Below are 20,171 nucleotides of genomic sequence, written 5' to 3'. Positions count from 1 at the left end.
CGTTTTGATATACGGGCTTGCGGCTGGTTGCCGCTGAGGGCCGGGCGCGTCTTGCCGGGCCGTCCCGCCTTCCGGTATCTTCCCTCGCATGATTCCCGATCCGCAGGGCGACACCCGGGGCGTGCCCCCGCTTACCGGCCATGAGCCGTTCTTCATCGTCTGGAACCAGGGTTCGGGCCGCAACGACGCCGAACTCGTGCGTTCGACCATCCAGCGCGTGCTGGAGGAAGCCGGCCGCACGTACGAATTGATCCCCGTCGACGACGGCAGGAAGCTGCCCGACGTCGCCCGCCGCACCGTGGAGAAGGCGCGTGAGCAGGGCGGGGTGGTGGTGGCCTGCGGCGGCGACGGCACGCTGAACGCCGTGGCGCGCGCCGTGCTGGGCAGCGGCGTGCCGTTCGGCATCCTGCCCCAGGGCACCTTCAACTACTTCGGCCGCGCCTACGGCATTCCGCAGGATACCGAGATCGCCACGCGTGGCCTGTTGGGCGCGCACATCGAGCCCGTGCAGGTCGGCATGCTCAACGGCCAGGCCTTCCTGGTCAACGCCAGCCTGGGCCTGTATCCGCAACTGCTGGAAGACCGCGAGGCATACAAGCAGCGTTACGGCCGCAGCCGCCTGGTCGCGCTGTGGTCCGCGCTGGTCACGCTGCTGCACGGCGGGCATCGCCGCCTGGCCCTGCACCTGGACAGCGAAGCGGTGCAACGCGTCATCCGCACGCCCACGCTGGTGGTCGGCAACAACGCGCTGCAACTGCGCCAGATCGGCATTCCCCAGGCCGAGGAACTGGAGCGCGGCAAGCTGATGGCCATGACCGCCAAGCCGGTCGGTTCGCTGGCGCTGTACGGGCTGCTGGTGCGCGGCCTGCTCAGCCGCCTGGGCGAAGCCGAGAACGTGATCAGTTTCCCCTTCGAAAGCATGACGGTGCGGCTGGGCAAGCGCCGCCGCGGCGACATCAAGGTCGCCATGGACGGCGAGATCTGCTGGATGCGCGCGCCTCTGGAGTTCCGCGTCGCGCCCGAGCCCCTCATGATGCTGGTGCCCGCCCAGGAGCATCGCGTGGAGGTGGCATGACGGATATCCTGCACATCACCGACACGCATTTCGGCACCGAAATGCCGGCGGTGGTGCAGGCCCTGCTCGAACTGGCCGCGCAACGGCGGCCCGATCTTGTCCTGCTCAGCGGCGACATCACCCAGCGTGCGCGCCGCAACCAGTTCGCCGCGGCGCGCCGCTTCATCGAGGCCCTGCAACTGCCCGTGTTGACGGTGCCGGGCAACCACGACATCCCGCTGTACAACGTGCTGGCCCGCCTGCTGGATCCGTACGGCAACTATCGGCGCGCGCTGGGCGCGGTGCTGGAGCCCAGCTACGAGGACGACCGCCTGCTGGTGCTGGGCGTGAACAGCACGCGGCCGCGCCGCCAGAAGGACGGCGAGGTCTCGCACCTCCAGGTGCAGCGGGTGGCGCAACGGCTGCGCGCCGGCCGCCCCGAGCAACTGAAGGTGGTGATGCTGCATCATCCGGTGCGCGCCATCGAGCCCACCGACGTGGCCAATCTGCTGATCGGCCGCGAGCTGGCGGTGCCGGCCTGGGTCGACGCCGGCGTCGACCTGATCCTCGGCGGCCACATCCATCTTCCGTACGTGGTGCCCGTGCTGGGATCCGCGGGCGAGGCCGGGCGGCGCGCCTGGGCCGTGCAGGCGGGCACCGCCGTCTCGCACCGCGTGCGCGGCAACGTGCCGAATTCGGTCAACCTGATCCGGCACGAGAGCCGGGACGGCACGTCCCGCTGCGAGCTGGAGCGCTGGGATTTCCAGGCCGGGCAGGGCGCCTTCGCCTGCGTCCACGCCACTCCATTGTGGTGATCGCGCCATGGAACCGATCGCCGCCTGGGTCGCCGGCCATCCGCTGACGCTGATCCTGCTGCTGCCCGCGTTGTCGGCGACGGCGGCGCTGGGCATCTGGCGGCTGGCCGCGCGCTTGCCCGCCGGACGCCGGCGCATCGTCCTGTACGCCGGCTTGGCCAGCGGCATGGCCGTGCTGTTCGTCGCGCCGGCGCTGTCGGTGGGCGGGCAGGGCGGCCTGGTCGCGTTCGACATGACGCTGGCGCGCCATCTGGGCACCTCGGTGGCGCCGCGTCTGCTGTGGGCGCTGTCGTGGTTCACCCACCTGGGAGACCGGAATTTCCTGACCTTGGTGGCGGTAGGGATGACCGCGCTGCTGTTGCTGCGCCGGCAATGGCTGCTGGCCGCGGGCTGCGTGGCCGCGACGCTGGGCGGCGGGCTGCTCAACATGCTGCTCAAGCGCGCCTTCCAGCGCGCGCGGCCCGCCTTCGACCACGGCTACGCGGACGTTTCCGGCTGGAGCTTTCCCAGCGGCCATGCCTCGGCGGCGATGGCCGTCTACGGCATCGCCTGCTACCTGCTGCTGCGCGTGCTGCCCGTGCCGTGGCGGCCGGCCTGCGTGGCCGGCGCGGCCGCGCTGATCATGGCCATCGGTGTCAGCCGGGTGCTGCTGCAGGTGCATTACGCCAGCGATGTCGCTGCCGGCTTCGCCATCACGGCGTTGTGGCTGGCGCTGTGCGTGACGGTGCTGGAGCGGCGCGTCGGGCCGCCGACGCGCAAGTGAGAATGCGGCCGTGCGCGCGCGGCGCCAGGCGTTGCGCTCACGTCTTTCGCACCGCGGACGTCGCCGCGTCACGACGGCGCCCGGATCAAGTCTTCGGCACCGACCACGTACTGACGATGTGCGCCACGGGCTCGCCGCCCTGTTCGGGGTACAGCATCACTTCCCCCGCGGTCAGCCGGCCCGTCTTGAACAGGCGCGCCTCGGCATGCACCGCGCCGGGCGGGCTCTTGCGCAGGAAGTTGATGGTCAGGCTGGCGGTCACGGCCTCGGGCTGGCCTGTCGCGCCCACCACGGCGGCGTACAGCGCCAGGTCGGCCAGGCCCATCAGCATCGGGCCGGCCACGATGCCGCCCAGCCGCTGGTGGCCGTCGCTGGCCGGCAGCACCGCATGGGCGGTGCCGTGGCCGATGTCGGTGATGTCGATGCCCAGCACCTGGGCAAACGGATGCTGCTCCAGCAGCAGGCGCTTGAAGTCGGCCACGCTGATGCGCGCGGGCAGGGTGGAAGAAGCCGTGGTCATGGCTGGCGGTGCTCCAGGGTGTCGCAGTATCGGTCCAGCAGGGGCTGGGCCTGCTGGCCCAGCGACTTGAGCCGCCGCGTATGGAACAGCAGCAGCAGACCCATCAGGTAGGTGAAGACGTTCATCTGTTCGATACGGGCCGTGTCCGCGTCCATGCGGCCCGACGCGGTCAGGCCGGCGCCCAGCTGCTCGACGCACGCCGCCAGCCGGGCGTTCAGATCCTCGTCCGCCTCGCGTCCCAGGCCGTGCGCGCCCATGCCCTGGAACAGGTACATGCCCAGCGAGAATTCGGTCTCGTGGCGGGCGTAATAGTCGAAGAAGGCCTGGATCACCCGGCGCGCGCCGCCGCGGTCGTCCGGCACGCCGCGGATGTGATGCGCCAGGTGCAGGCGCAGCCGTTCCAGCGAGTCGCGCAGCAGGGCGGCATAGATCGCCTCCTTTCCCGAAAACCACGGATAGATCGCCCCGGTGGTGCAGCCGGCCTCCTTCGCGATGGCGCGCATGGTGGCGCCCGGCAGGCCGTCGCGCGCGAAAACGCGCTGGGCCGCATCCAGGATGGCCTGGCGGCGCTGGGCGGCAAGGCGTTCGTCGGCGGTTCGGGCGGAGGAATCCGGCATCGGCAGCAGGAAACGACGAAGGGGACGGGGGGAATAACGATGTTATCCGAAGCGGCCCTCCTATGGCGCCGCTCAGACGAAATCGTTGCTCGCTGCGGGTTTTCCCTATCAAAACAGGCACATGGCGAGGCATCTTCGGGCAGTATCTGCCCAGTTTTCCGCCTTGTGTTGCAGGTTTCCAACACGAGTGCCGGAAAGCTCGGCTTTTCGGGCTTACAACGTAGCCAGCCCTGCCGATTTTTGATGCAATAGCGTCAACTTCCCTTCGCGGAGTTAGGGGGGCGGCAGGCTGGAAGCTGCATTGCTGCTCTTGTCACTCAAATCAACGGAGATTTCTTCAATGAAAAAGACTCTGCTCGCAGCCGCCCTGCTCGCCGGCTTCGCTGGCATTGCCCAGGCTGAGACCTCGGTGACGCTGTACGGCATCATCGATACCGGTATCGGCTACAACAAGATCGATACCCCGGCCTACGATCACAGCCGTATCGGCATGATCAACGGTGTGCAGAACGGCTCTCGCTGGGGTCTGCGTGGTACCGAAGATCTGGGTCAAGGCCTCCGCGCTGTCTTCCAACTGGAATCGGGTTTCGACTCGAGCACCGGTAACTCGGCTCAAGGTGGTCGTCTGTTCGGCCGTCAAGCCACTGTCGGTCTGGCCAGCGACAGCTGGGGCCAACTGGACTTCGGTCGCCAAACCAACATCGCGTCGAAGTTCTTCGGCTCGATCGACCCGTTCGGCGCCGGCTTCGCCCAAGCCAACATCGGCCACGCCTTCAGCGCTGCCAACACCAACCGCTACGACAACATGGTTCTGTTCCAGACCCCGTCGTTCGGTGGCTTCCAACTGGGCGCTGGCTACTCGTTCAACGTGAACGGTTCGGGCAACTTCGCCACGGCCGACAACGTTCGTGCCATCACCGCCGGCGCTCGCTACGCCAATGGCCCGCTGCAAATCGCTCTGGCCTTCGACCAACTGCGTGGCAATGCTGCCGCCACCGGTGGTTCGGGTGACCTGGAAGACGCCAAGCCGCGTCAATACACGGTCGGCGCGTCGTACAACTTCGAAGTGGTCAAGGTCGCTCTGGCCTTCGCCCGCACCGAAGACGGCTGGTTCGCTGGTCAAGGTCCTGGCGCTCCGACCGGCGGCGTGCCCGCCTCGGCTCTGCCCGGCGGCGGCACCACCACCGCTTCCTACCCGACGTACCGCTTTGCTGACGGCTTCCGCGCCAACTCGTACATGGCCGGTCTGACCGTGCCCCTGGGCGCGACCAGCCTGTTCGGTTCGTGGCAGATGATCGACCCGAAGAACGACGCCCTGACCGGCGGCGACGAAACCAGCAACGTGTTCAGCCTGGGCGCGACGTACGACCTGTCGAAGCGCACCAACCTGTACGTCTACGGTTCGTACGCCAAGAACGCGCTGTTCATCGACGACGCCAAGAGCACCGCTGCCGGCGTCGGTGTCCGTCACCGCTTCTAATCGTACGCAGGGCGCAAGTCCTGCCTCGATTCGCACGGTATGAACGGGCCTCGGCCCGTTCGCTGAAAAGCCACCCTTTGGGTGGCTTTTTCCATGTATGGAGCAGTGCCTTGCGGCACTGGGCTTAAGGCGTGAGTAACCAGTTGAATGCTACAATCTGAAGGTTTGCGCATTTGACGGACGCATCATGAACCTGCAACAGTACTTCCCCGTCCTGCTGTTTATCGTAGTGGCAACCCTGATCGGGTTTGCCCTCTTGACGGCGGGTTCTCTGCTAGGGCCGCGGCGTCCGTACGCCGAAAAGCTCTCGCCCTACGAGTGCGGCTTCGAAGCCTTCGAAGACGCGCGCATGAAGTTCGATGTGCGCTACTACCTCGTAGCCATCCTCTTCATCCTGTTCGACCTGGAAATCGCTTTCCTGTTCCCGTGGGCCATCGCCCAGGGCACGGTCGGCCTCGTCGGCTTCTGGACGGTCATGGTCTTCCTGACCGTGCTGACGGTGGGCTTCATCTACGAATGGAAAAAGGGCGCGCTCGACTGGGAATGAGTGGGGCGACCCACCTGTTCCGCAAGCTCGCTATCAGGAACCACTATGGCTATAGACGGCATTCTCAAGCAAGGTTTCATCACCACCAGCGCCGATAAGTTCATCAACTGGGCAAAGACCGGTTCGATGTGGCCCATGACCTTCGGTCTGGCCTGTTGCGCGGTCGAGATGATGCACGCCGGCGCGGCGCGCTACGACCTTGACCAATTCGGCATCATTTTCCGCCCCAGTCCCCGCCAGTCCGATCTGATGATCGTGGCCGGCACGCTGTGCAACAAGATGGCTCCCGCCCTGCGCAAGGTCTACGACCAGATGCCCGAGCCGCGCTGGGTCGTTTCCATGGGCTCCTGTGCCAACGGCGGCGGCTACTACCACTACTCGTATTCGGTGGTGCGTGGCTGCGATCGCATCGTGCCGGTCGACGTCTACGTCCCGGGTTGCCCTCCCACGGCCGAGGCGCTGGTCTATGGTCTGCTGCAAATGCAGAACAAGATCCGCCTGACCAACACCATCGCGCGCTGAGGCGCGCTCCGTAGTTGCCAGGCGGTTGCCGCCCGTTCGCAAGAACCGGCGGCGGCGAAACTGTGTATCGGTTTATCTATGCGTACATGATGATGACCAGGCTCGAAACCCTGAAAACCCATTTGCAGGCCGCGTTCGGCCAGGAAGCCGCGCTGACTGAGGCGTTGGGCGAACTGACGCTGGAAGTGCCGGCTGAACAATGGTTCTCCGCTTGCACCAAGCTTCGTACCGACCCGGGTCTGCGCTTCGAAAGCTGCCTCGACCTGGCGGGCGTCGACTATCTCACCTGGGGCAATGGCACGCAGGCGCCGCAGCGTGGTCGCTACGCCGTTGTCCTGCACCTGCTGTCCATCGAGCACAACTGGCGCCTGCGCGTGCGTACCTTCGCCGCCGACCCCGAGTTTCCCGTGGTGGCATCGCTGGTCGAGTGCTGGCCCGGCGTCAACTGGTACGAGCGCGAGGCGTTCGACCTGTACGGCATCATCTTCGAAGGCCACCCCGACCTGCGCCGTATCCTGACGGACTATGGCTTCATCGGCCACCCGTTCCGCAAGGATTTCCCGCTGTCGGGCACCGTCGAGATGCGCTACGACCCCGAACAGAAACGCGTCATCTACCAGCCGGTCACCATCGAGCCGCGCGAGATCAATCCGCGCGTCGTACGTGAAGACTCCTACGGCATGGGACGTTAATCATGGCAGAAATCAAGAACTACACGCTCAACTTCGGCCCGCAGCACCCGGCCGCGCACGGTGTGCTGCGCCTGGTGCTCGAACTGGACGGCGAAGTCATCCAGCGGGCCGACCCGCACATCGGCCTGCTGCACCGTGCCACCGAGAAGCTGGCCGAACACAAGACCTTCATCCAGGCGCTGCCCTACATGGACCGCCTGGACTACGTCTCGATGATGTGCAACGAGCACGCCTACGTGATGGCCATCGAGAAGCTGCTCGGCGTCGAGCCGCCGCTGCGCGCCCAGTACATCCGCGTGATGTTCGATGAAGTCACGCGCATCCTGAACCACCTGATGTCGCTGGGCTCGCACGCGCTGGACGTGGGCGCCATGGCGGTGTTCCTGTATGCCTTCCGCGAGCGCGAAGACCTGATGGACGCCTACGAGGCCGTCTCGGGGGCGCGCATGCACGCGGCCTACTACCGTCCGGGCGGTGTCTACCGCGACCTGCCGGACGCCATGCCGCAGTTCCAGAACACCAACAAGTACCGCAGCGAGAAAGACGTCCGCGCCATCAACGACGCGCGTTCGGGCTCGCTGCTGGACTTCCTGGAAGACTTCACCAACCGCTTCCCGGCCTGCGTCGACGAGTACGAAACCCTGCTCACCGACAACCGCATCTGGAAGCAACGCCTGGTCGGCATCGGCGTGGTGGATCCCGACCGCGCCAAGGCGCTGGGCTTCACCGGCCCCATGCTGCGCGGCTCGGGCGTGGCCTGGGACCTGCGCAAGACGCAGCCCTACGAGGTGTACGACCTGGTCGACTTCGACGTGCCCGTCGGCGTCAACGGCGACTGCTACGACCGCTACCTGGTCCGCGTGGCCGAGCTGCGCGAAAGCAACCGCATCATCCGCCAGTGCATCGAGTGGCTGCGCAACAACCCCGGCCCGGTCATGGTCGAGAACCACAAGGTCGCGCCGCCCAGCCGCACGGCCATGAAGACCAACATGGAAGAGCTGATCCACCACTTCAAGCTCTTCACCGAAGGCTTCCACGTGCCCCCGGGCGAGGCCTATGCCTCGGTCGAGCACCCGAAGGGCGAGTTCGGCATCTACCTGGTGTCGGACGGCGCCAACAAACCGTATCGCCTGAAGATCCGCGCGCCCGGTTTCGCCCACCTGCAATCCCTCGATGAAATGTCGCGCGGCCACATGATCGCCGACGCCGTCACCATCATCGGTACGCAGGACATCGTTTTCGGCGAGATCGACCGCTGACGGCCCGCCGCCAGTACAGAGCGCCCGCATAAGAACCGGATTCCCATCATGCTGCTTTCCGAACAGGCCTACCAGAAGATCGATCGAGAACTTGCCAAGTTCCCGGCCGACCAGCGGCAGTCCGCCATCATGGCCTCGCTTGCCATCGCGCAAGAAGAAAAGGGCTGGCTGCCCACCGAAGTGATCGAAGACGTGGCGAACTATATCGGCGTGCCGCCGATCGCCGTGCAGGAAGTCGCCACGTTCTACAACATGTTCGACGTTGCCCCCGTGGGCCGCCACAAGATCGCCGTCTGCACCAACTTGCCCTGTGCCTTGCGCGACGGCGAGCGTGCCGGCGACTACCTCAAGCGCAAGCTGGGCGTCGAATACCGTGAAACCACGGCCGACGGCAAGTTCACGCTGATCGAAGGCGAATGCATGGGCGCCTGCGGCGACTCGCCGGTCGTGATCGTCAACAACAAGCATATGTGCGTGCGCATGACCGAACAGAAGCTCGACGCGCTGATCGACACCCTGAAGGGAGAATCGGCATGAACGCGCCCGACCTGTACACCAACCTGGCCCAGGGCCTGCAGCCCGATCCGGCCAACGACCTGGCCACGTCGATGTGCTTCCACGGCCGCCATCTCCAGCCCCAGATCCTGGACGGCGTGGACGGCAGCAACTGGCGCCTGGAAGAGTACGTCAAGCGCGGCGGCTACGAGGCCCTGCGCAAGATCCTGACCACCGGCATGAAGCCGGAAGACGTCATCGCCGAAGTCAAGGCGTCGGGCCTGCGTGGCCGCGGCGGCGCGGGCTTTCCCACCGGCCTGAAGTGGAGCTTCATGCCGCGCGCGTTCCCCGGCCAGAAGTACCTGGTCTGCAACTCGGACGAAGGCGAGCCCGGCACGTTCAAGGACCGCGACATCCTGCGCTTCAATCCGCACATCGTCATCGAAGGCATGGCCATCGCCGCCTTCGCGATGGGCATCAGCGTGGGCTACAACTACATCCACGGCGAAATCTTCGAAGTCTACGAGCGCTTCGAGGAAGCCCTGGAAGAAGCCCGTGCCGCGGGTTTCCTGGGCGACAAGCTGTTCGGCTCCGAGTTCAGCTTCCAGCTGCACGCGTTCCATGGCTACGGCGCGTACATCTGCGGCGAGGAAACCGCGCTGCTGGAATCGCTGGAAGGCAAGAAGGGCCAGCCGCGCTTCAAGCCGCCGTTCCCGGCCAGCTTCGGCCTGTACGGCAAGCCCACCACCATCAACAACACCGAGACCTTCGCGGCGGTGCCCTGGATCATCCGCAACGGCGGCCAGGCCTACCTCGAGGTCGGCAAGCCGAACAACGGCGGCACCAAGATCTTCTCGATCACCGGTGACGTCGAGCGTCCCGGCAACTACGAAATTCCGATGGGCACGCCGTTCTCCACGCTGCTGGAGCTGGCGGGCGGCATGCGCGGCGGGCGCAAGCTGAAGGCCGTCATCCCCGGCGGCTCCAGCGCCCCGGTGCTGCCGGCCGACCTGATGATGGCCTGCACGATGGACTATGACTCCATCGCCAAGGCCGGCTCCATGCTGGGTTCGGGCGCCGTCATCGTGATGGACGAGACGCGCTGCATGGTGAAGTCCCTGCTGCGCCTGTCGTACTTCTATTTCGAGGAAAGCTGCGGCCAGTGCACGCCGTGCCGCGAAGGCACGGGCTGGCTCTACCGCATGGTGCACCGTATCGAGAATGGCCAGGGTCGTCCCGAAGACCTCGACCTGCTCGACAACGTTGCGCAGAACATCATGGGCCGCACGATTTGCGCCCTGGGCGATGCCGCCGCCATGCCGGTGCGCGGCTTCATCAAGCATTTTCGCGACGAATTCGCGCACCACATCGACCACAAGTCGTGTGTGGTCCCGAAATATCTGTAAGCGTCAGGAACAGCAATGGTTGAACTAACCGTCGACGGCAACAAGGTCGAAGTCCCCGAGGGCAGCATGGTGATGCATGCGGCCCAGAAGATCGGGCTCTACGTGCCGCATTTCTGCTACCACAAGAAACTGTCCATCGCGGCCAACTGCCGCATGTGCCTGGTCGAAGTCGAGAAGGCGCCCAAGACCCTTCCGGCGTGTGCCACGCCCGTGACCAACGGCATGGTGGTGCACACCTGCTCCGAGAAGGCCAAGGCCGCCCAGAAGTCGGTCATGGAATTCCTGCTGATCAACCACCCGCTGGATTGCCCGATCTGTGATCAGGGCGGCGAGTGCCAACTGCAGGATCTCGCCGTGGGCTATGGCGGCTCGTCTTCCCGCTACCAGGAAGAGAAGCGCGTGGTGTTCCACAAGGACCTGGGCCCGCTGGTGTCGGCCGAGGAAATGTCGCGCTGCATCCACTGCACCCGCTGCGTGCGCTTCGGCCAGGAAATCGCCGGCGTCATGGAGCTGGGCATGCTGGGCCGCGGCGAGCACTCCGAGATCACCACCTTCGTGGGCCGCACGATCGAGTCCGAACTGTCGGGCAACATGATCGACATCTGCCCGGTCGGCGCCCTGACCTCCAAGCCGTTCCGCTACAGCGCCCGTACCTGGGAACTGGCGCGCCGCCGCTCGGTCAGCCCGCACGACAGCGTGGGCGCCAACCTGGTCGTCCAGGTCAAGGGCGACCGCGTGCTGCGCGTGGTGCCCTTCGAGAACGAAGCCGTCAACGAATGCTGGATCAGCGACCGCGACCGCTTCTCGTACGAAGGCCTGAACAGCGAAGACCGCCTGGCCGCCCCGATGATCAAGGGCGCCGACGGCAAGTGGCAGGAAGCATCCTGGTCGGATGCCTTGCAGGCCGTGGCCCAGGGCCTGTCGCGCGTGCGTGACAGCTTCGGCGCGGGCCAGATCGGCGCGCTGGCGTCCGAATACGCCACCACCGAGGAATATGCGCTGCTGGGCCGCCTGGTGCGCGCCCTGGGTTCCGAGAACGTCGATTTCCGCCTGCGCCAGACCGACCCCGCCTTCGACGCGGCCCTGTCGGGCGCGCCGTGGCTGGGCCTGCCGATCGCCGAGATCGACAACCTGGACCGCGTGCTGGTGGTCGGCTCGTTCCTGCGCAAGGACCACCCCCTGATCGCCCAGCGCCTGCGCCAGGCTGCCAAGCGCGGCACGCAGATCTCGCTGATCGACGGCGCCGCCGACGACCAGCTGCTGCCGGTCACCGCGCGCCTCACCGTGGCGCCCTCCGAGCTGGCCGCCGCGCTGGCCGAAGTGGCCGTCGCCCTGGCGCAAGCCAAGGAACAACCGGTCGCCGCCGAATTCGCGTCGGTCGTGCCCGGCGAGAACGCCAAGCTGATCGCCGCCAGCCTCGCCTCCGGCGCCAACATCGCCGTGCTGCTGGGCAACCTGGCCGTCTCTTCGCCGGTGGCCGCCACGCTGGCCGCCAACGCCAGCGCGCTGGCCACGCTGGCAGGCGGCAAGTTCGGCTTCCTGACCGCCGGCGGCAACACGGTCGGCGGCTACCTGGCCGGCGCCGTGCCGGGGCAGGGCGGCAAGACCGCCGCCGCCATGCTGGCCGAGCCGCTGAAGGCCTACGTCGTGCTGCATGCCGAACCCCTGCTGGATGCCGACAACGGCCCGCAGGCGCTGGCCGCGCTGCGCGGCGCGCAGTTCGCCGTGGCGCTCACGCCGTACCGCTCGTCCGCGCAGGACTGGGCCGACGTCATGCTGCCCGTCTCGCCGTTCACCGAAACCTCGGGCACCTACGTCAACGCCCAGGGCGCCGCGCAAAGCTTCAAGGGCACGGTCGCGCCGCTGGGCCAGACCCGTCCGGGCTGGAAGGTGCTGCGCGTGCTGGGCAACGTGCTGCAGCTGCCGGGCTTCGACGACGAAACGTCGGAATCGGTGCGCGACACCGTGCTGGCCGGCGGCTTCGAGAACCGTCTGTCCAACGCCATCAAGGCCTCTGCCGGCCTGGGCAAGCGCCTGGGCGGCCTCGAGCGCCTGGCCGACGTGCCGATCTACCGCTCCGACGCCATCGTGCGCCGTTCCGAACCGCTGCAGGCCGCCCCGGCCTCGCGCGCGCCGGGCGCCCGCATGAACGGCCGCACCCTGGCGCAGCTGGGCCTGACGGCCGGCGTCAAGGTGCGCGTGGCCACCGCGGCCGGCTCGGCCGAGCTGGAAACGGTGCAGGACGATGCCGTGGCCGATCGCGCGGTGCGCATCGCCGCGGCTTGGGAACAGACGGTCGCCTTGGGCGGCGCGTTCGGTGAAATCAGCGTGGAGCGTGCCTGATGAATTGGCTCAACGTAATCGAAAGCCACGGTGAGGCGCTGCTGGGCGCGACGCCGTGGCTGGTGATCTGGACGATCATCAAGATCGTCGTGATCGCGGTGCCCATCATCCTGTGCGTGGCGTACCTGACGTACTGGGAACGCAAGATGATCGGCTGGATGCACGTCCGCCTGGGGCCGACCCGCGTCGGCTTCAAGGGCCTGCTGCAGCCGTTCGCCGACGTGTTCAAGCTGCTCACCAAGGAAGTGGTCGTCCCGTCCGAGGCCAACAAGGTCCTGTTCGTCGTGGCGCCCGTCGTGACGCTGATGCCGGCCCTGGCCGCCTGGGCGGTGGTGCCGTTCGGTCCCGAAGTGGTGCTGGCCAACGTCAACGCGGGCCTGCTGTACGTGATGGCCATCACGTCCATCGGCGTGTACGGCGTGATCGTGGCCGGCTGGGCCTCGAACTCCAAGTACGCCTTCCTGGGCGCGCTGCGCGCCTCGGCGCAGATGGTGTCGTACGAACTGGCCATCGGCTTCGTGCTGGTCACCGTGCTGCTGGTGTCGGGCAGCCTCAACATGAGCGAGATCGTGCAGGTGCAGGGCCGCGGGTGGTTCGCCGACAAGGGCATCACCTTCATGTCCTGGAACTGGCTGCCGCTTCTGCCGCTGTTCGTGATCTACGTGATCTCGGCCGTCGCCGAAACCAACCGCCACCCCTTCGACGTGGTGGAAGGTGAATCGGAAATCGTGGCCGGCCACATGGTCGAGTACTCGGGCATGGCCTTCGCGCTGTTCTTCCTGGGCGAATACGCCAACATGATCCTGCTGTCGTGCATGGCGTCGATCATGTTCCTGGGGGGCTGGATGTCGCCGATCGACATCGCGCCGCTCACGTGGATTCCGGGTTGGATCTGGCTGGGCATCAAGACCTTCTTCGTGGTGTCTCTGTTCGTGTGGTTCCGCGCGTCGTTCCCGCGCTACCGCTACGACCAGATCATGCGGCTGGGTTGGAAGATCTTCATCCCGCTGACCGGCGTGTGGCTGGTCGTCGTGGCGATCTGGATGCAGACGCCCTGGAACATTTGGCGCTGAGGCGCCGGGTCGAGGCAGGATTATGGAAGCGATCAAAGATTTTTTCGGCAGCCTGCTGCTGTCCGAGCTGCTCAAGGGCATGCGCCTGACGGGCAAGTATTTTTTCAAGCGCAAGATCACGCTGCGCTATCCCATGGAAAAGACGCCGGCCTCGCCGCGTTTCCGTGGCCTGCACGCACTGCGCCGCTACCCCAACGGGGAAGAGCGCTGCATCGCGTGCAAGCTGTGCGAAGCGGTGTGCCCGGCGCTGGCCATCACCATCGAATCGGACGTGCGCGATGACGGCTCCCGCCGCACCACGCGCTACGACATCGATCTGACCAAGTGCATCTTCTGCGGCTTCTGCGAGGAAAGCTGTCCCGTGGACTCCATCGTGGAAACCCACATCCACGAATACCACGGCGAGAAGCGCGGCGACCTGTACTTCACCAAGGACATGCTGCTGGCCGTCGGCGACCGCTACGAATCCGAAATCGCCCAGCGCCGCGCCGAAGACGCGCCTTACCGTTGATCGCCAGGGCCTGATTCCATGACTTTCACTTCTGTCCTGTTTTACATCCTGGCCGCAGTCCTGGTGATCGCCGCGTTCCGCGTCATCACCGCGCGCAGCCCGGTCACCGCCGTGATGCACCTGATCCTGGCCTTCGCCAACGCGGCGATGATCTGGATGCTGCTGGGCGCCGAGTTCCTGGCGCTGCTGCTGGTGCTGGTCTACGTGGGCGCCGTGATGGTGCTGTTCCTGTTCGTGGTGATGATGCTCGACATCCGTGTCGACCACCTGCGCCGCGGCCTGAAGACGTACCTGCCCATGGGCCTGATCGTTGGCGGCATCATGGTGCTGGAAATGGCCTTCGTGCTGGGTACCACCTGGCACGGCGCCGGCCCGCAGGCCGCCACGGCCCCCGACTACAACAACGCCCGCGCGCTGGGCGAGGTCATGTACACGCAGTACGTGTACGCGGTCGAGGTCGGCGCCGCGCTGCTGCTGGTGGGCATGATCGCCGCGATCGCGCTGACCCTGCGCGGCCGCCGCGACGTCAAGTACAACGATCCCGCCGCCGCCGTCCGCGTGCGCGCCAAGGACCGCTTCCGCATGGTGAAGATGCAGCCCCAGCGCGAGCGCGCTGCCGAGGCGGGCGTCGCGGCCGATGCCGCCACGGCCGCTCCTGCTGCGCAAGGAGAAAAGCAATGACGTTGACGCTGGCCCACTTCCTGATCCTGGGGGCGATCCTGTTCGCCATCGGCATCTTCGGCATCTTCCTGAACCGCCGCAACCTGATCATCCTTCTGATGTCCGTCGAGCTGATGCTCCTGGCCGTCAACATGAACTTCGTGGCGTTCTCCACGTGGTCCGGCGACGCAGCCGGCCAGGTGTTCGTGTTCTTCATCCTGACCGTGGCCGCCGCCGAGGCCGCCATCGGCCTGGCGATCCTGGTGCTGCTGTTCCGCAACCTGAACACGATCAACGTCGAAGACCTCGATCGCCTGAAGGGCTGATGGGATAACGGAAGAAAATGTCTACCACTAGCTCCCCCAATCTGTACCTGCTGATCGCGCTGGCCCCGCTGGCCGGCGCCATCCTCGCGGGCCTGTTCGGCACCGGCTTCCTGGGCCGGCCCATCGGTCGCCGCGGCTCGCACATCATCACCATCCTGGGCGTGCTCATCTCGGCCATCGGTTCGGTGGTCGTGCTGGGCGACGTGCTCAACGGCCTGCGTTTCGACGGCAACGTCTACACCTGGAGCCTGATCGGCAAGACCGAGCTGTCCATCGGTTTCCTGATCGATCCGCTGTCGGCCATGATGATGGTCGTGGTCACGTCCGTGTCGCTGATGGTGCACATCTACACCATCGGCTACATGGCCGACGATCCCGGCTACCAGCGCTTCTTCGCGTACATCTCGCTGTTCACCTTCTCGATGCTGATGCTGGTCATGTCCAACAACATGGTCCAGCTGTTCTTCGGCTGGGAAGCGGTCGGCCTGGTGTCGTACCTGCTGATCGGCTTCTGGTACACGCGTCCCACGGCGATCTTCGCCAACATGAAGGCGTTCCTGATCAACCGCGTGGGCGACTTCGGCTTCGTGCTGGGCATCGGCCTGCTGTTCGCGTCGGTCGGCTCCATGCACTACGGCGACGTGTTCGGCCAGGCGGCCCGCCTGGGCGCCGAGACCTTCCCCGGCACCGACTGGAAGCTGGTCACCGTGGCGTGCATCTGCCTGTTCATCGGCGCCATGGGCAAGTCGGCCCAGGTACCGCTGCACGCCTGGCTGCCCGACTCGATGGAAGGCCCCACGCCGATTTCGGCGCTGATCCACGCCGCCACCATGGTGACGGCCGGCATCTTCATGGTCGCGCGCTTCTCGCCGCTGTTCGAGCTGTCGGATACCGCGCTGTCGTTCGTGATCGTGATCGGCGCCATCGGCGCGCTGTTCCTTGGCATCCTGGGCATCATCCAGAACGACATCAAGCGCGTGGTGGCGTACTCCACGCTGTCGCAGCTGGGCTACATGACCGTCGCGCTGGGCGCTTCGGCCTACTCGGTGGCGATCTTCCACCTGATGACCCACGCGTTCTTCAAGGCGCTGCTGTTCCTGGGCGCGGGTTCGGTGATCATCGGCATGCACCATGACCAGGACATCCGCAACATGGGCGGCCTGCGCAAGTACATGCCCATCACCTGGATCACCTTCCTGCTGGGCACGCTGGCGCTGGTCGGCACCCCGTTCTTCTCGGGCTTCTACTCGAAGGAACACATCATCGAGGCGGCCGCCGCCGCCGACGTGTGGGGCGCGGGCTTCGCGCACTACGCCACGTTGATCGGCGTGTTCGTCACCTCGCTGTATTCGTTCCGCCTGTACTTCCTGGTCTTCCACGGCAAGGAGCGCTTCTCGACCGACGGCCATGCGGCCCACGGCCACGCGGCGCACGACCATGGCCATGACGACCACGCCCATGGCCACGACGACCACGCGCACGACGACCATGGCCATGGCCACCACGGCGGCACGCCGCACGAGTCGCCCTGGGTGGTCACGCTGCCGCTGCTGCTGCTGGCGATCCCGTCGGTCATCATCGGCGCGCTGGTGGTCGATCCAATGCTGTTCGGCAAGTTCTTCGACGGCGTCATCACCGTGCTGCCGCAGCATCCGGCGATGCACGAGCTGCACGAAGAGTGGCACGGCTGGGTGGCCTTCGGCACGCATGCCTTCGTCACCGTGCCGTTCTGGCTGGTGGTGGCGGGCGCCGTGGTGGCCTGGTACTGCTACCTGGTCAATCCCAAGGTGCCGGCGGCCATCCACTCCAGCCTGTCGGGCGTGATCCGCATCCTCGAGAACAAGTACTTCGTCGACTGGGTCAACGAGCAGATCATCGCGCGCGGCGCGCGCTGCCTGGGCCGCGGCCTGTGGCAGACCGGCGACCGCGCCCTGATCGACGGCGTGGTGGTCAACGGTAGCGCCAAGGCCGTGGGCTGGGTGGCTGCCATCAGCCGCCACCTGCAGTCCGGCTTCATCTATCACTACGCGTTCGCGATGATCATCGGCATCATGGCGCTGGTGACTTTCTTTGTGCTGATTCCCCAATGATGGCAAGCGACATGGCATCCAACAACTTTCCCTGGCTTACGCTTGCGATCTTCGTTCCGATCGTATTCGGTCTGCTGGTGCTGGCGCTGGGTCGCGACGAGAATCCGGGCCTGGCGCGCAAGCTGTCGCTGCTGGGCGCGGTGATCGGCTTCCTCGTCACCATTCCGCTGTACACCGGTTTCGACAACACCACGCCGGCGATGCAGTTCGTCGAGATGGCGCCCTGGATCTCGACCTTCAACGTCAACTACCACCTGGGCGTGGACGGCATTTCGCTGTGGTTCGTGCTGCTGACCGCCTTCATCACCATCATCGTGGTGGTGGCGGGCTGGGAGGTCATCACCAACCGCGTGGCGCAGTACATGGCCGCGTTCCTGATCCTCTCGGGCCTGATGATCGGCGTGTTCGCGGCGCTGGACGGCCTGCTGTTCTACGTGTTCTTCGAAGCCACGCTGATCCCGATGTACATCATCGTGGGCGTGTGGGGCGGACCCAACCGAGTCTACGCGGCGTTCAAGTTCTTCCTCTACACGCTGATGGGCTCGCTGCTGACCCTGATCGCGTTCATCTACCTGTGGCACGCCTCGGGCGGCTCGTTCGACATCCTGACCTGGCACCAGACCAAGCTGGGCTACACGCCGCAGGTGCTGATCTTCGTGGCGCTGCTGGCGGCGTTCGCGGTGAAGGTGCCGATGTGGCCGGTGCACACCTGGCTTCCCGACGCCCACGTCGAGGCGCCCACGGGCGGCTCGGTGGTGCTGGCGGCGATCATGCTGAAGCTGGGCGCCTACGGCTTCCTGCGCTTCTCGCTGCCGATCGCCCCCGACGCCTCGCACAGCCTGGCCGGCCTGATGATCACGCTGTCGCTGATCGCGGTCATCTACATCGGCCTGGTCGCCATCGTCCAGGAAGACATGAAGAAGCTGGTGGCGTACTCGTCCGTGGCGCACATGGGCTTCGTCACCCTGGGCTTCTTCATCTTCAACACGGCCGGCATCGAGGGCGCCATCGTCCAGATGGTCTCGCACGGCTTCGTGTCGGGCGCGATGTTCCTGTGCATCGGGGTGCTGTACGACCGCATGCACTCGCGCCGCATCGCCGACTACGGCGGCGTGGTCAACGTGATGCCGCGCTTCGTCACGTTCTTCGTGCTGTTCTCGATGGCCAACAGCGGCCTGCCGGCCACCAGCGGTTTCGTCGGCGAGTTCATGGTCATCATGGGCGCGGTCGAGCACAACTTCTGGATCGGCCTCCTGGCCGCCACCGCGCTGATCCTGGGCGCCTCGTACTCGCTGTGGATGGTCAAGCGCGTGGCCTTCGGCGACATCGCCAACGACCACGTCCGCGAGCTGACCGACATCAACACCCGCGAGTTCCTGCTTCTCGGCGTCATGGCGATCGCCGTGTTGTACATGGGTATCTATCCCAAGCCCTTCACCGACGTCATGCACGTCTCGGTAGAGGCCCTGCTGCAACACGTGTCCGTCTCGAAACTGTAAGACCTAGACAATGATGCAATCCCACATCGATTTCGCCTTGGCGCTGCCCGAGATCCTGTTGCTGGTCATGGGGCTGGCGATCCTGATCGCCGACGTGTTCAGCAAGCATCCCGAGCGCAAGACCACCTTCGTCCTGACGCTGCTTTCCCTGGGCGTGCTGACCGTGGTGTCGCTGATCCAATGGAGCGACGGCGTGCAGGGCAAGACCTTCAACGGCCTGTACATCACCGATTCGCTGTCGCACCTGCTGAAGATCACCTCGTACGTCGCGGTGGCCGTCACCCTGGTCTATGGCCGGCTGTACGCCCAGGCGCGCGACATGATGCGCGGCGGCGAGCTGTACGTGCTGACGCTGTTCGCCCTGCTGGGCCAGATGGTGATGATCTCGTCCGGCAACCTGCTGTCGGTGTACCTCGGCCTGGAACTGATGTCCCTGGCCCTATACGCGCTGATCGCGCTGCGCCGCGACGACGCCACGGCCACCGAGGCCGCCATGAAGTACTTCGTGCTGGGCGCGCTGGCTTCGGGCTTCCTGCTGTACGGCATGTCCATGGTGTACGGCGCCACCGGTCACCTGGACCTGGCCGAGGTCGCCGCCACCATCCAGATGGGCAAGGCTGCCCAGATGCCGCTGGTGTTCGGCATCGTGTTCCTGGTCGCCGGCCTGGCGTTCAAGCTGGGCGCCGCGCCGTTCCACATGTGGGTGCCCGACGTCTACCAGGGCTCGCCCACGGCGGTCACGCTGATCCTGGGCGCCGCGCCCAAGATCGCCGCCTTCGCCATCACGCTGCGCCTGCTGGTCGACGGCATGCACGGCCTGGCGGCCGACTGGCAGCCCATGCTGGCCATCCTGGCGGTGCTGTCGCTGGCGATCGGCAACCTGACGGCCATCGCGCAGAGCAACTTCAAGCGCATGCTGGCGTACTCGACCATCTCGCACATGGGCTTCGTGCTGCTGGGCCTGATGTCGGGCGTGGTGGACGGCAAGCCGGACGCCGCCGCCGCGGCCTACGGCGCCTCGCTGTTCTACATGCTGACCTACGTGCTGACCACGCTGGCCAGCTTCGGCATCATCCTGGTGATGACGCGCCAGGGCTTCGAGTGCGAGCAGATCGACGACCTGAAGGGCCTGAACCGCCGCAGCCCGTGGCGCGCCTTCATCGTGCTGCTGCTGATGTTCTCGCTGGCCGGCCTGCCGCCGCTGGTGGGCTTCCATGCCAAGCTGGCCGTGCTGCAGGCGCTGGTCCAGGCCGGCCACGTGACGCTGGCCGTGGTGGCGGTGCTGTTCTCGCTGATCGGCGCCTTCTACTACCTGCGCGTGGTGAAGGTGGTGTACTTCGACGAGCCCGCGGCCGAAGCCGCCGTGCCGGCCGGTTCGTTCGGCCAGCGTGGCCTGATCTCGGTCAACGGCCTGCTGATCCTGGTGCTGGGCATCCTGCCCGGCAGCCTGCTGGCGCTCTGCGTGCAGGCCATCCAGTCCTCGCTGCTGCAGTAGGCAG

Annotated in this window: 20 protein-coding genes; 18 read left to right on the top strand and 2 right to left on the bottom strand. The window is 66.1% G+C overall.

Going from position 1 to position 20,171, the window contains the following annotated elements; translation table 11 throughout:
* The first annotated feature begins 88 nt into the window (after positions 1-88).
* The 3 genes from FS845_RS23345 to FS845_RS23335 are packed head-to-tail and all read left to right on the top strand — an operon-like array spanning position 89 to position 2,632.
* Positions 89-1,075 (top strand): diacylglycerol/lipid kinase family protein, encoded by a 987-nt coding sequence (locus FS845_RS23345; RefSeq protein WP_144639919.1) that lies wholly within the window; start codon positions 89-91, stop codon positions 1,073-1,075.
* Entirely contained in the window at positions 1,072-1,869 is a 798-nt protein-coding gene (locus tag FS845_RS23340; RefSeq protein ID WP_144639916.1) for a metallophosphoesterase family protein, read from the top strand. Before FS845_RS23345 ends, FS845_RS23340 begins: the two co-directional genes overlap by 4 nt.
* A 7-nt stretch (positions 1,870-1,876) precedes the next feature.
* The gene (locus FS845_RS23335) at positions 1,877-2,632 is read left to right on the top strand and encodes a phosphatase PAP2 family protein (protein WP_144639913.1); all 756 of its coding nucleotides are present in this window, start codon (positions 1,877-1,879) and stop codon (positions 2,630-2,632) included.
* A gap of 85 nt (positions 2,633-2,717) precedes the next feature.
* On the opposite strand, the gene FS845_RS23330 is transcribed toward FS845_RS23335, so the two are convergent.
* Both FS845_RS23330 and FS845_RS23325 read right to left on the bottom strand, forming a co-directional pair.
* Positions 2,718-3,152: a PaaI family thioesterase gene (locus FS845_RS23330; protein WP_144639910.1), complete on the bottom strand. Its 435-nt coding sequence runs from the start codon at positions 3,150-3,152 to the stop codon at positions 2,718-2,720.
* Complete coding sequence (locus FS845_RS23325; protein WP_144639908.1) at positions 3,149-3,769, bottom strand: TetR/AcrR family transcriptional regulator; 621 nt, start codon at positions 3,767-3,769, stop codon at positions 3,149-3,151. Before FS845_RS23325 ends, FS845_RS23330 begins: the two co-directional genes overlap by 4 nt.
* A 340-nt stretch (positions 3,770-4,109) precedes the next feature.
* Here FS845_RS23325 and FS845_RS23320 point away from each other — a divergent pair, with 340 nt between their 5' ends.
* The 15 genes from FS845_RS23320 to nuoN all read left to right on the top strand — a co-directional run bounded on the left by FS845_RS23320 (position 4,110) and on the right by nuoN (position 20,167).
* Positions 4,110-5,249 carry a porin gene (locus FS845_RS23320; RefSeq protein ID WP_144639905.1) on the top strand — a complete coding sequence of 380 codons (1,140 nt, stop codon included), beginning with the start codon at positions 4,110-4,112 and terminating at the stop codon, positions 5,247-5,249.
* A gap of 187 nt (positions 5,250-5,436) precedes the next feature.
* The gene (locus FS845_RS23315) at positions 5,437-5,796 is read left to right on the top strand and encodes an NADH-quinone oxidoreductase subunit A (RefSeq protein WP_066132778.1); all 360 of its coding nucleotides are present in this window, start codon (positions 5,437-5,439) and stop codon (positions 5,794-5,796) included.
* Positions 5,797-5,841: 45 nt separating this feature from the next.
* Positions 5,842-6,318 (top strand): NuoB/complex I 20 kDa subunit family protein, encoded by a 477-nt coding sequence (locus FS845_RS23310; RefSeq protein WP_066132774.1) that lies wholly within the window; start codon positions 5,842-5,844, stop codon positions 6,316-6,318.
* An 86-nt stretch (positions 6,319-6,404) separates the two neighbouring features.
* Positions 6,405-7,010: an NADH-quinone oxidoreductase subunit C gene (locus tag FS845_RS23305; protein WP_144639902.1), complete on the top strand. Its 606-nt coding sequence runs from the start codon at positions 6,405-6,407 to the stop codon at positions 7,008-7,010.
* 2 nt (positions 7,011-7,012) lie between these two features.
* Positions 7,013-8,269: an NADH-quinone oxidoreductase subunit D gene (locus FS845_RS23300; RefSeq protein WP_066132768.1), complete on the top strand. Its 1,257-nt coding sequence runs from the start codon at positions 7,013-7,015 to the stop codon at positions 8,267-8,269.
* A gap of 48 nt (positions 8,270-8,317) precedes the next feature.
* Positions 8,318-8,806 (top strand): NADH-quinone oxidoreductase subunit NuoE, encoded by a 489-nt coding sequence (gene nuoE / locus FS845_RS23295; protein ID WP_144639900.1) that lies wholly within the window; start codon positions 8,318-8,320, stop codon positions 8,804-8,806.
* Complete coding sequence (nuoF, locus tag FS845_RS23290; protein ID WP_144639897.1) at positions 8,803-10,170, top strand: NADH-quinone oxidoreductase subunit NuoF; 1,368 nt, start codon at positions 8,803-8,805, stop codon at positions 10,168-10,170. The genes nuoE and nuoF overlap by 4 nt, the downstream gene beginning before the upstream one ends.
* 15 nt (positions 10,171-10,185) lie before the next feature.
* Positions 10,186-12,513: an NADH-quinone oxidoreductase subunit NuoG gene (gene nuoG / locus FS845_RS23285; RefSeq protein WP_144639894.1), complete on the top strand. Its 2,328-nt coding sequence runs from the start codon at positions 10,186-10,188 to the stop codon at positions 12,511-12,513.
* On the top strand, positions 12,513-13,586 hold the full coding sequence (gene nuoH / locus FS845_RS23280) for an NADH-quinone oxidoreductase subunit NuoH (protein WP_144639891.1): 1,074 nt from the start codon (positions 12,513-12,515) through the stop codon (positions 13,584-13,586). Before nuoG ends, nuoH begins: the two co-directional genes overlap by 1 nt.
* 22 nt (positions 13,587-13,608) lie before the next feature.
* A complete protein-coding gene (gene nuoI, locus FS845_RS23275; RefSeq protein WP_144639888.1) occupies positions 13,609-14,097 on the top strand; it encodes an NADH-quinone oxidoreductase subunit NuoI in 489 nt (162 codons plus the stop codon).
* Positions 14,098-14,115: 18 nt separating this feature from the next.
* Positions 14,116-14,778 carry an NADH-quinone oxidoreductase subunit J gene (locus FS845_RS23270; protein WP_144639885.1) on the top strand — a complete coding sequence of 221 codons (663 nt, stop codon included), beginning with the start codon at positions 14,116-14,118 and terminating at the stop codon, positions 14,776-14,778.
* Complete coding sequence (gene nuoK, locus FS845_RS23265) at positions 14,775-15,083, top strand: NADH-quinone oxidoreductase subunit NuoK (RefSeq protein WP_144639882.1); 309 nt, start codon at positions 14,775-14,777, stop codon at positions 15,081-15,083. Before FS845_RS23270 ends, nuoK begins: the two co-directional genes overlap by 4 nt.
* Positions 15,084-15,100: 17 nt before the next feature.
* Positions 15,101-17,173, top strand: a complete 2,073-nt coding sequence (nuoL, locus tag FS845_RS23260; RefSeq protein WP_144639879.1) for an NADH-quinone oxidoreductase subunit L — start codon at positions 15,101-15,103, stop codon at positions 17,171-17,173.
* Complete coding sequence (locus FS845_RS23255) at positions 17,170-18,672, top strand: NADH-quinone oxidoreductase subunit M (protein ID WP_144639876.1); 1,503 nt, start codon at positions 17,170-17,172, stop codon at positions 18,670-18,672. The genes nuoL and FS845_RS23255 overlap by 4 nt, the downstream gene beginning before the upstream one ends.
* A 10-nt stretch (positions 18,673-18,682) precedes the next feature.
* Positions 18,683-20,167: an NADH-quinone oxidoreductase subunit NuoN gene (nuoN, locus tag FS845_RS23250; protein ID WP_144639873.1), complete on the top strand. Its 1,485-nt coding sequence runs from the start codon at positions 18,683-18,685 to the stop codon at positions 20,165-20,167.
* Positions 20,168-20,171 lie beyond the last annotated feature (4 nt).

The sequence above is a fragment of the Bordetella genomosp. 13 genome, from assembly GCF_007679965.1.
Classification (GTDB): domain Bacteria; phylum Pseudomonadota; class Gammaproteobacteria; order Burkholderiales; family Burkholderiaceae_B; genus Bordetella.
The sequence above is the reverse complement of the archived record's forward strand: the minus strand, read 5'-3'. Positions and strand labels throughout refer to the sequence as shown.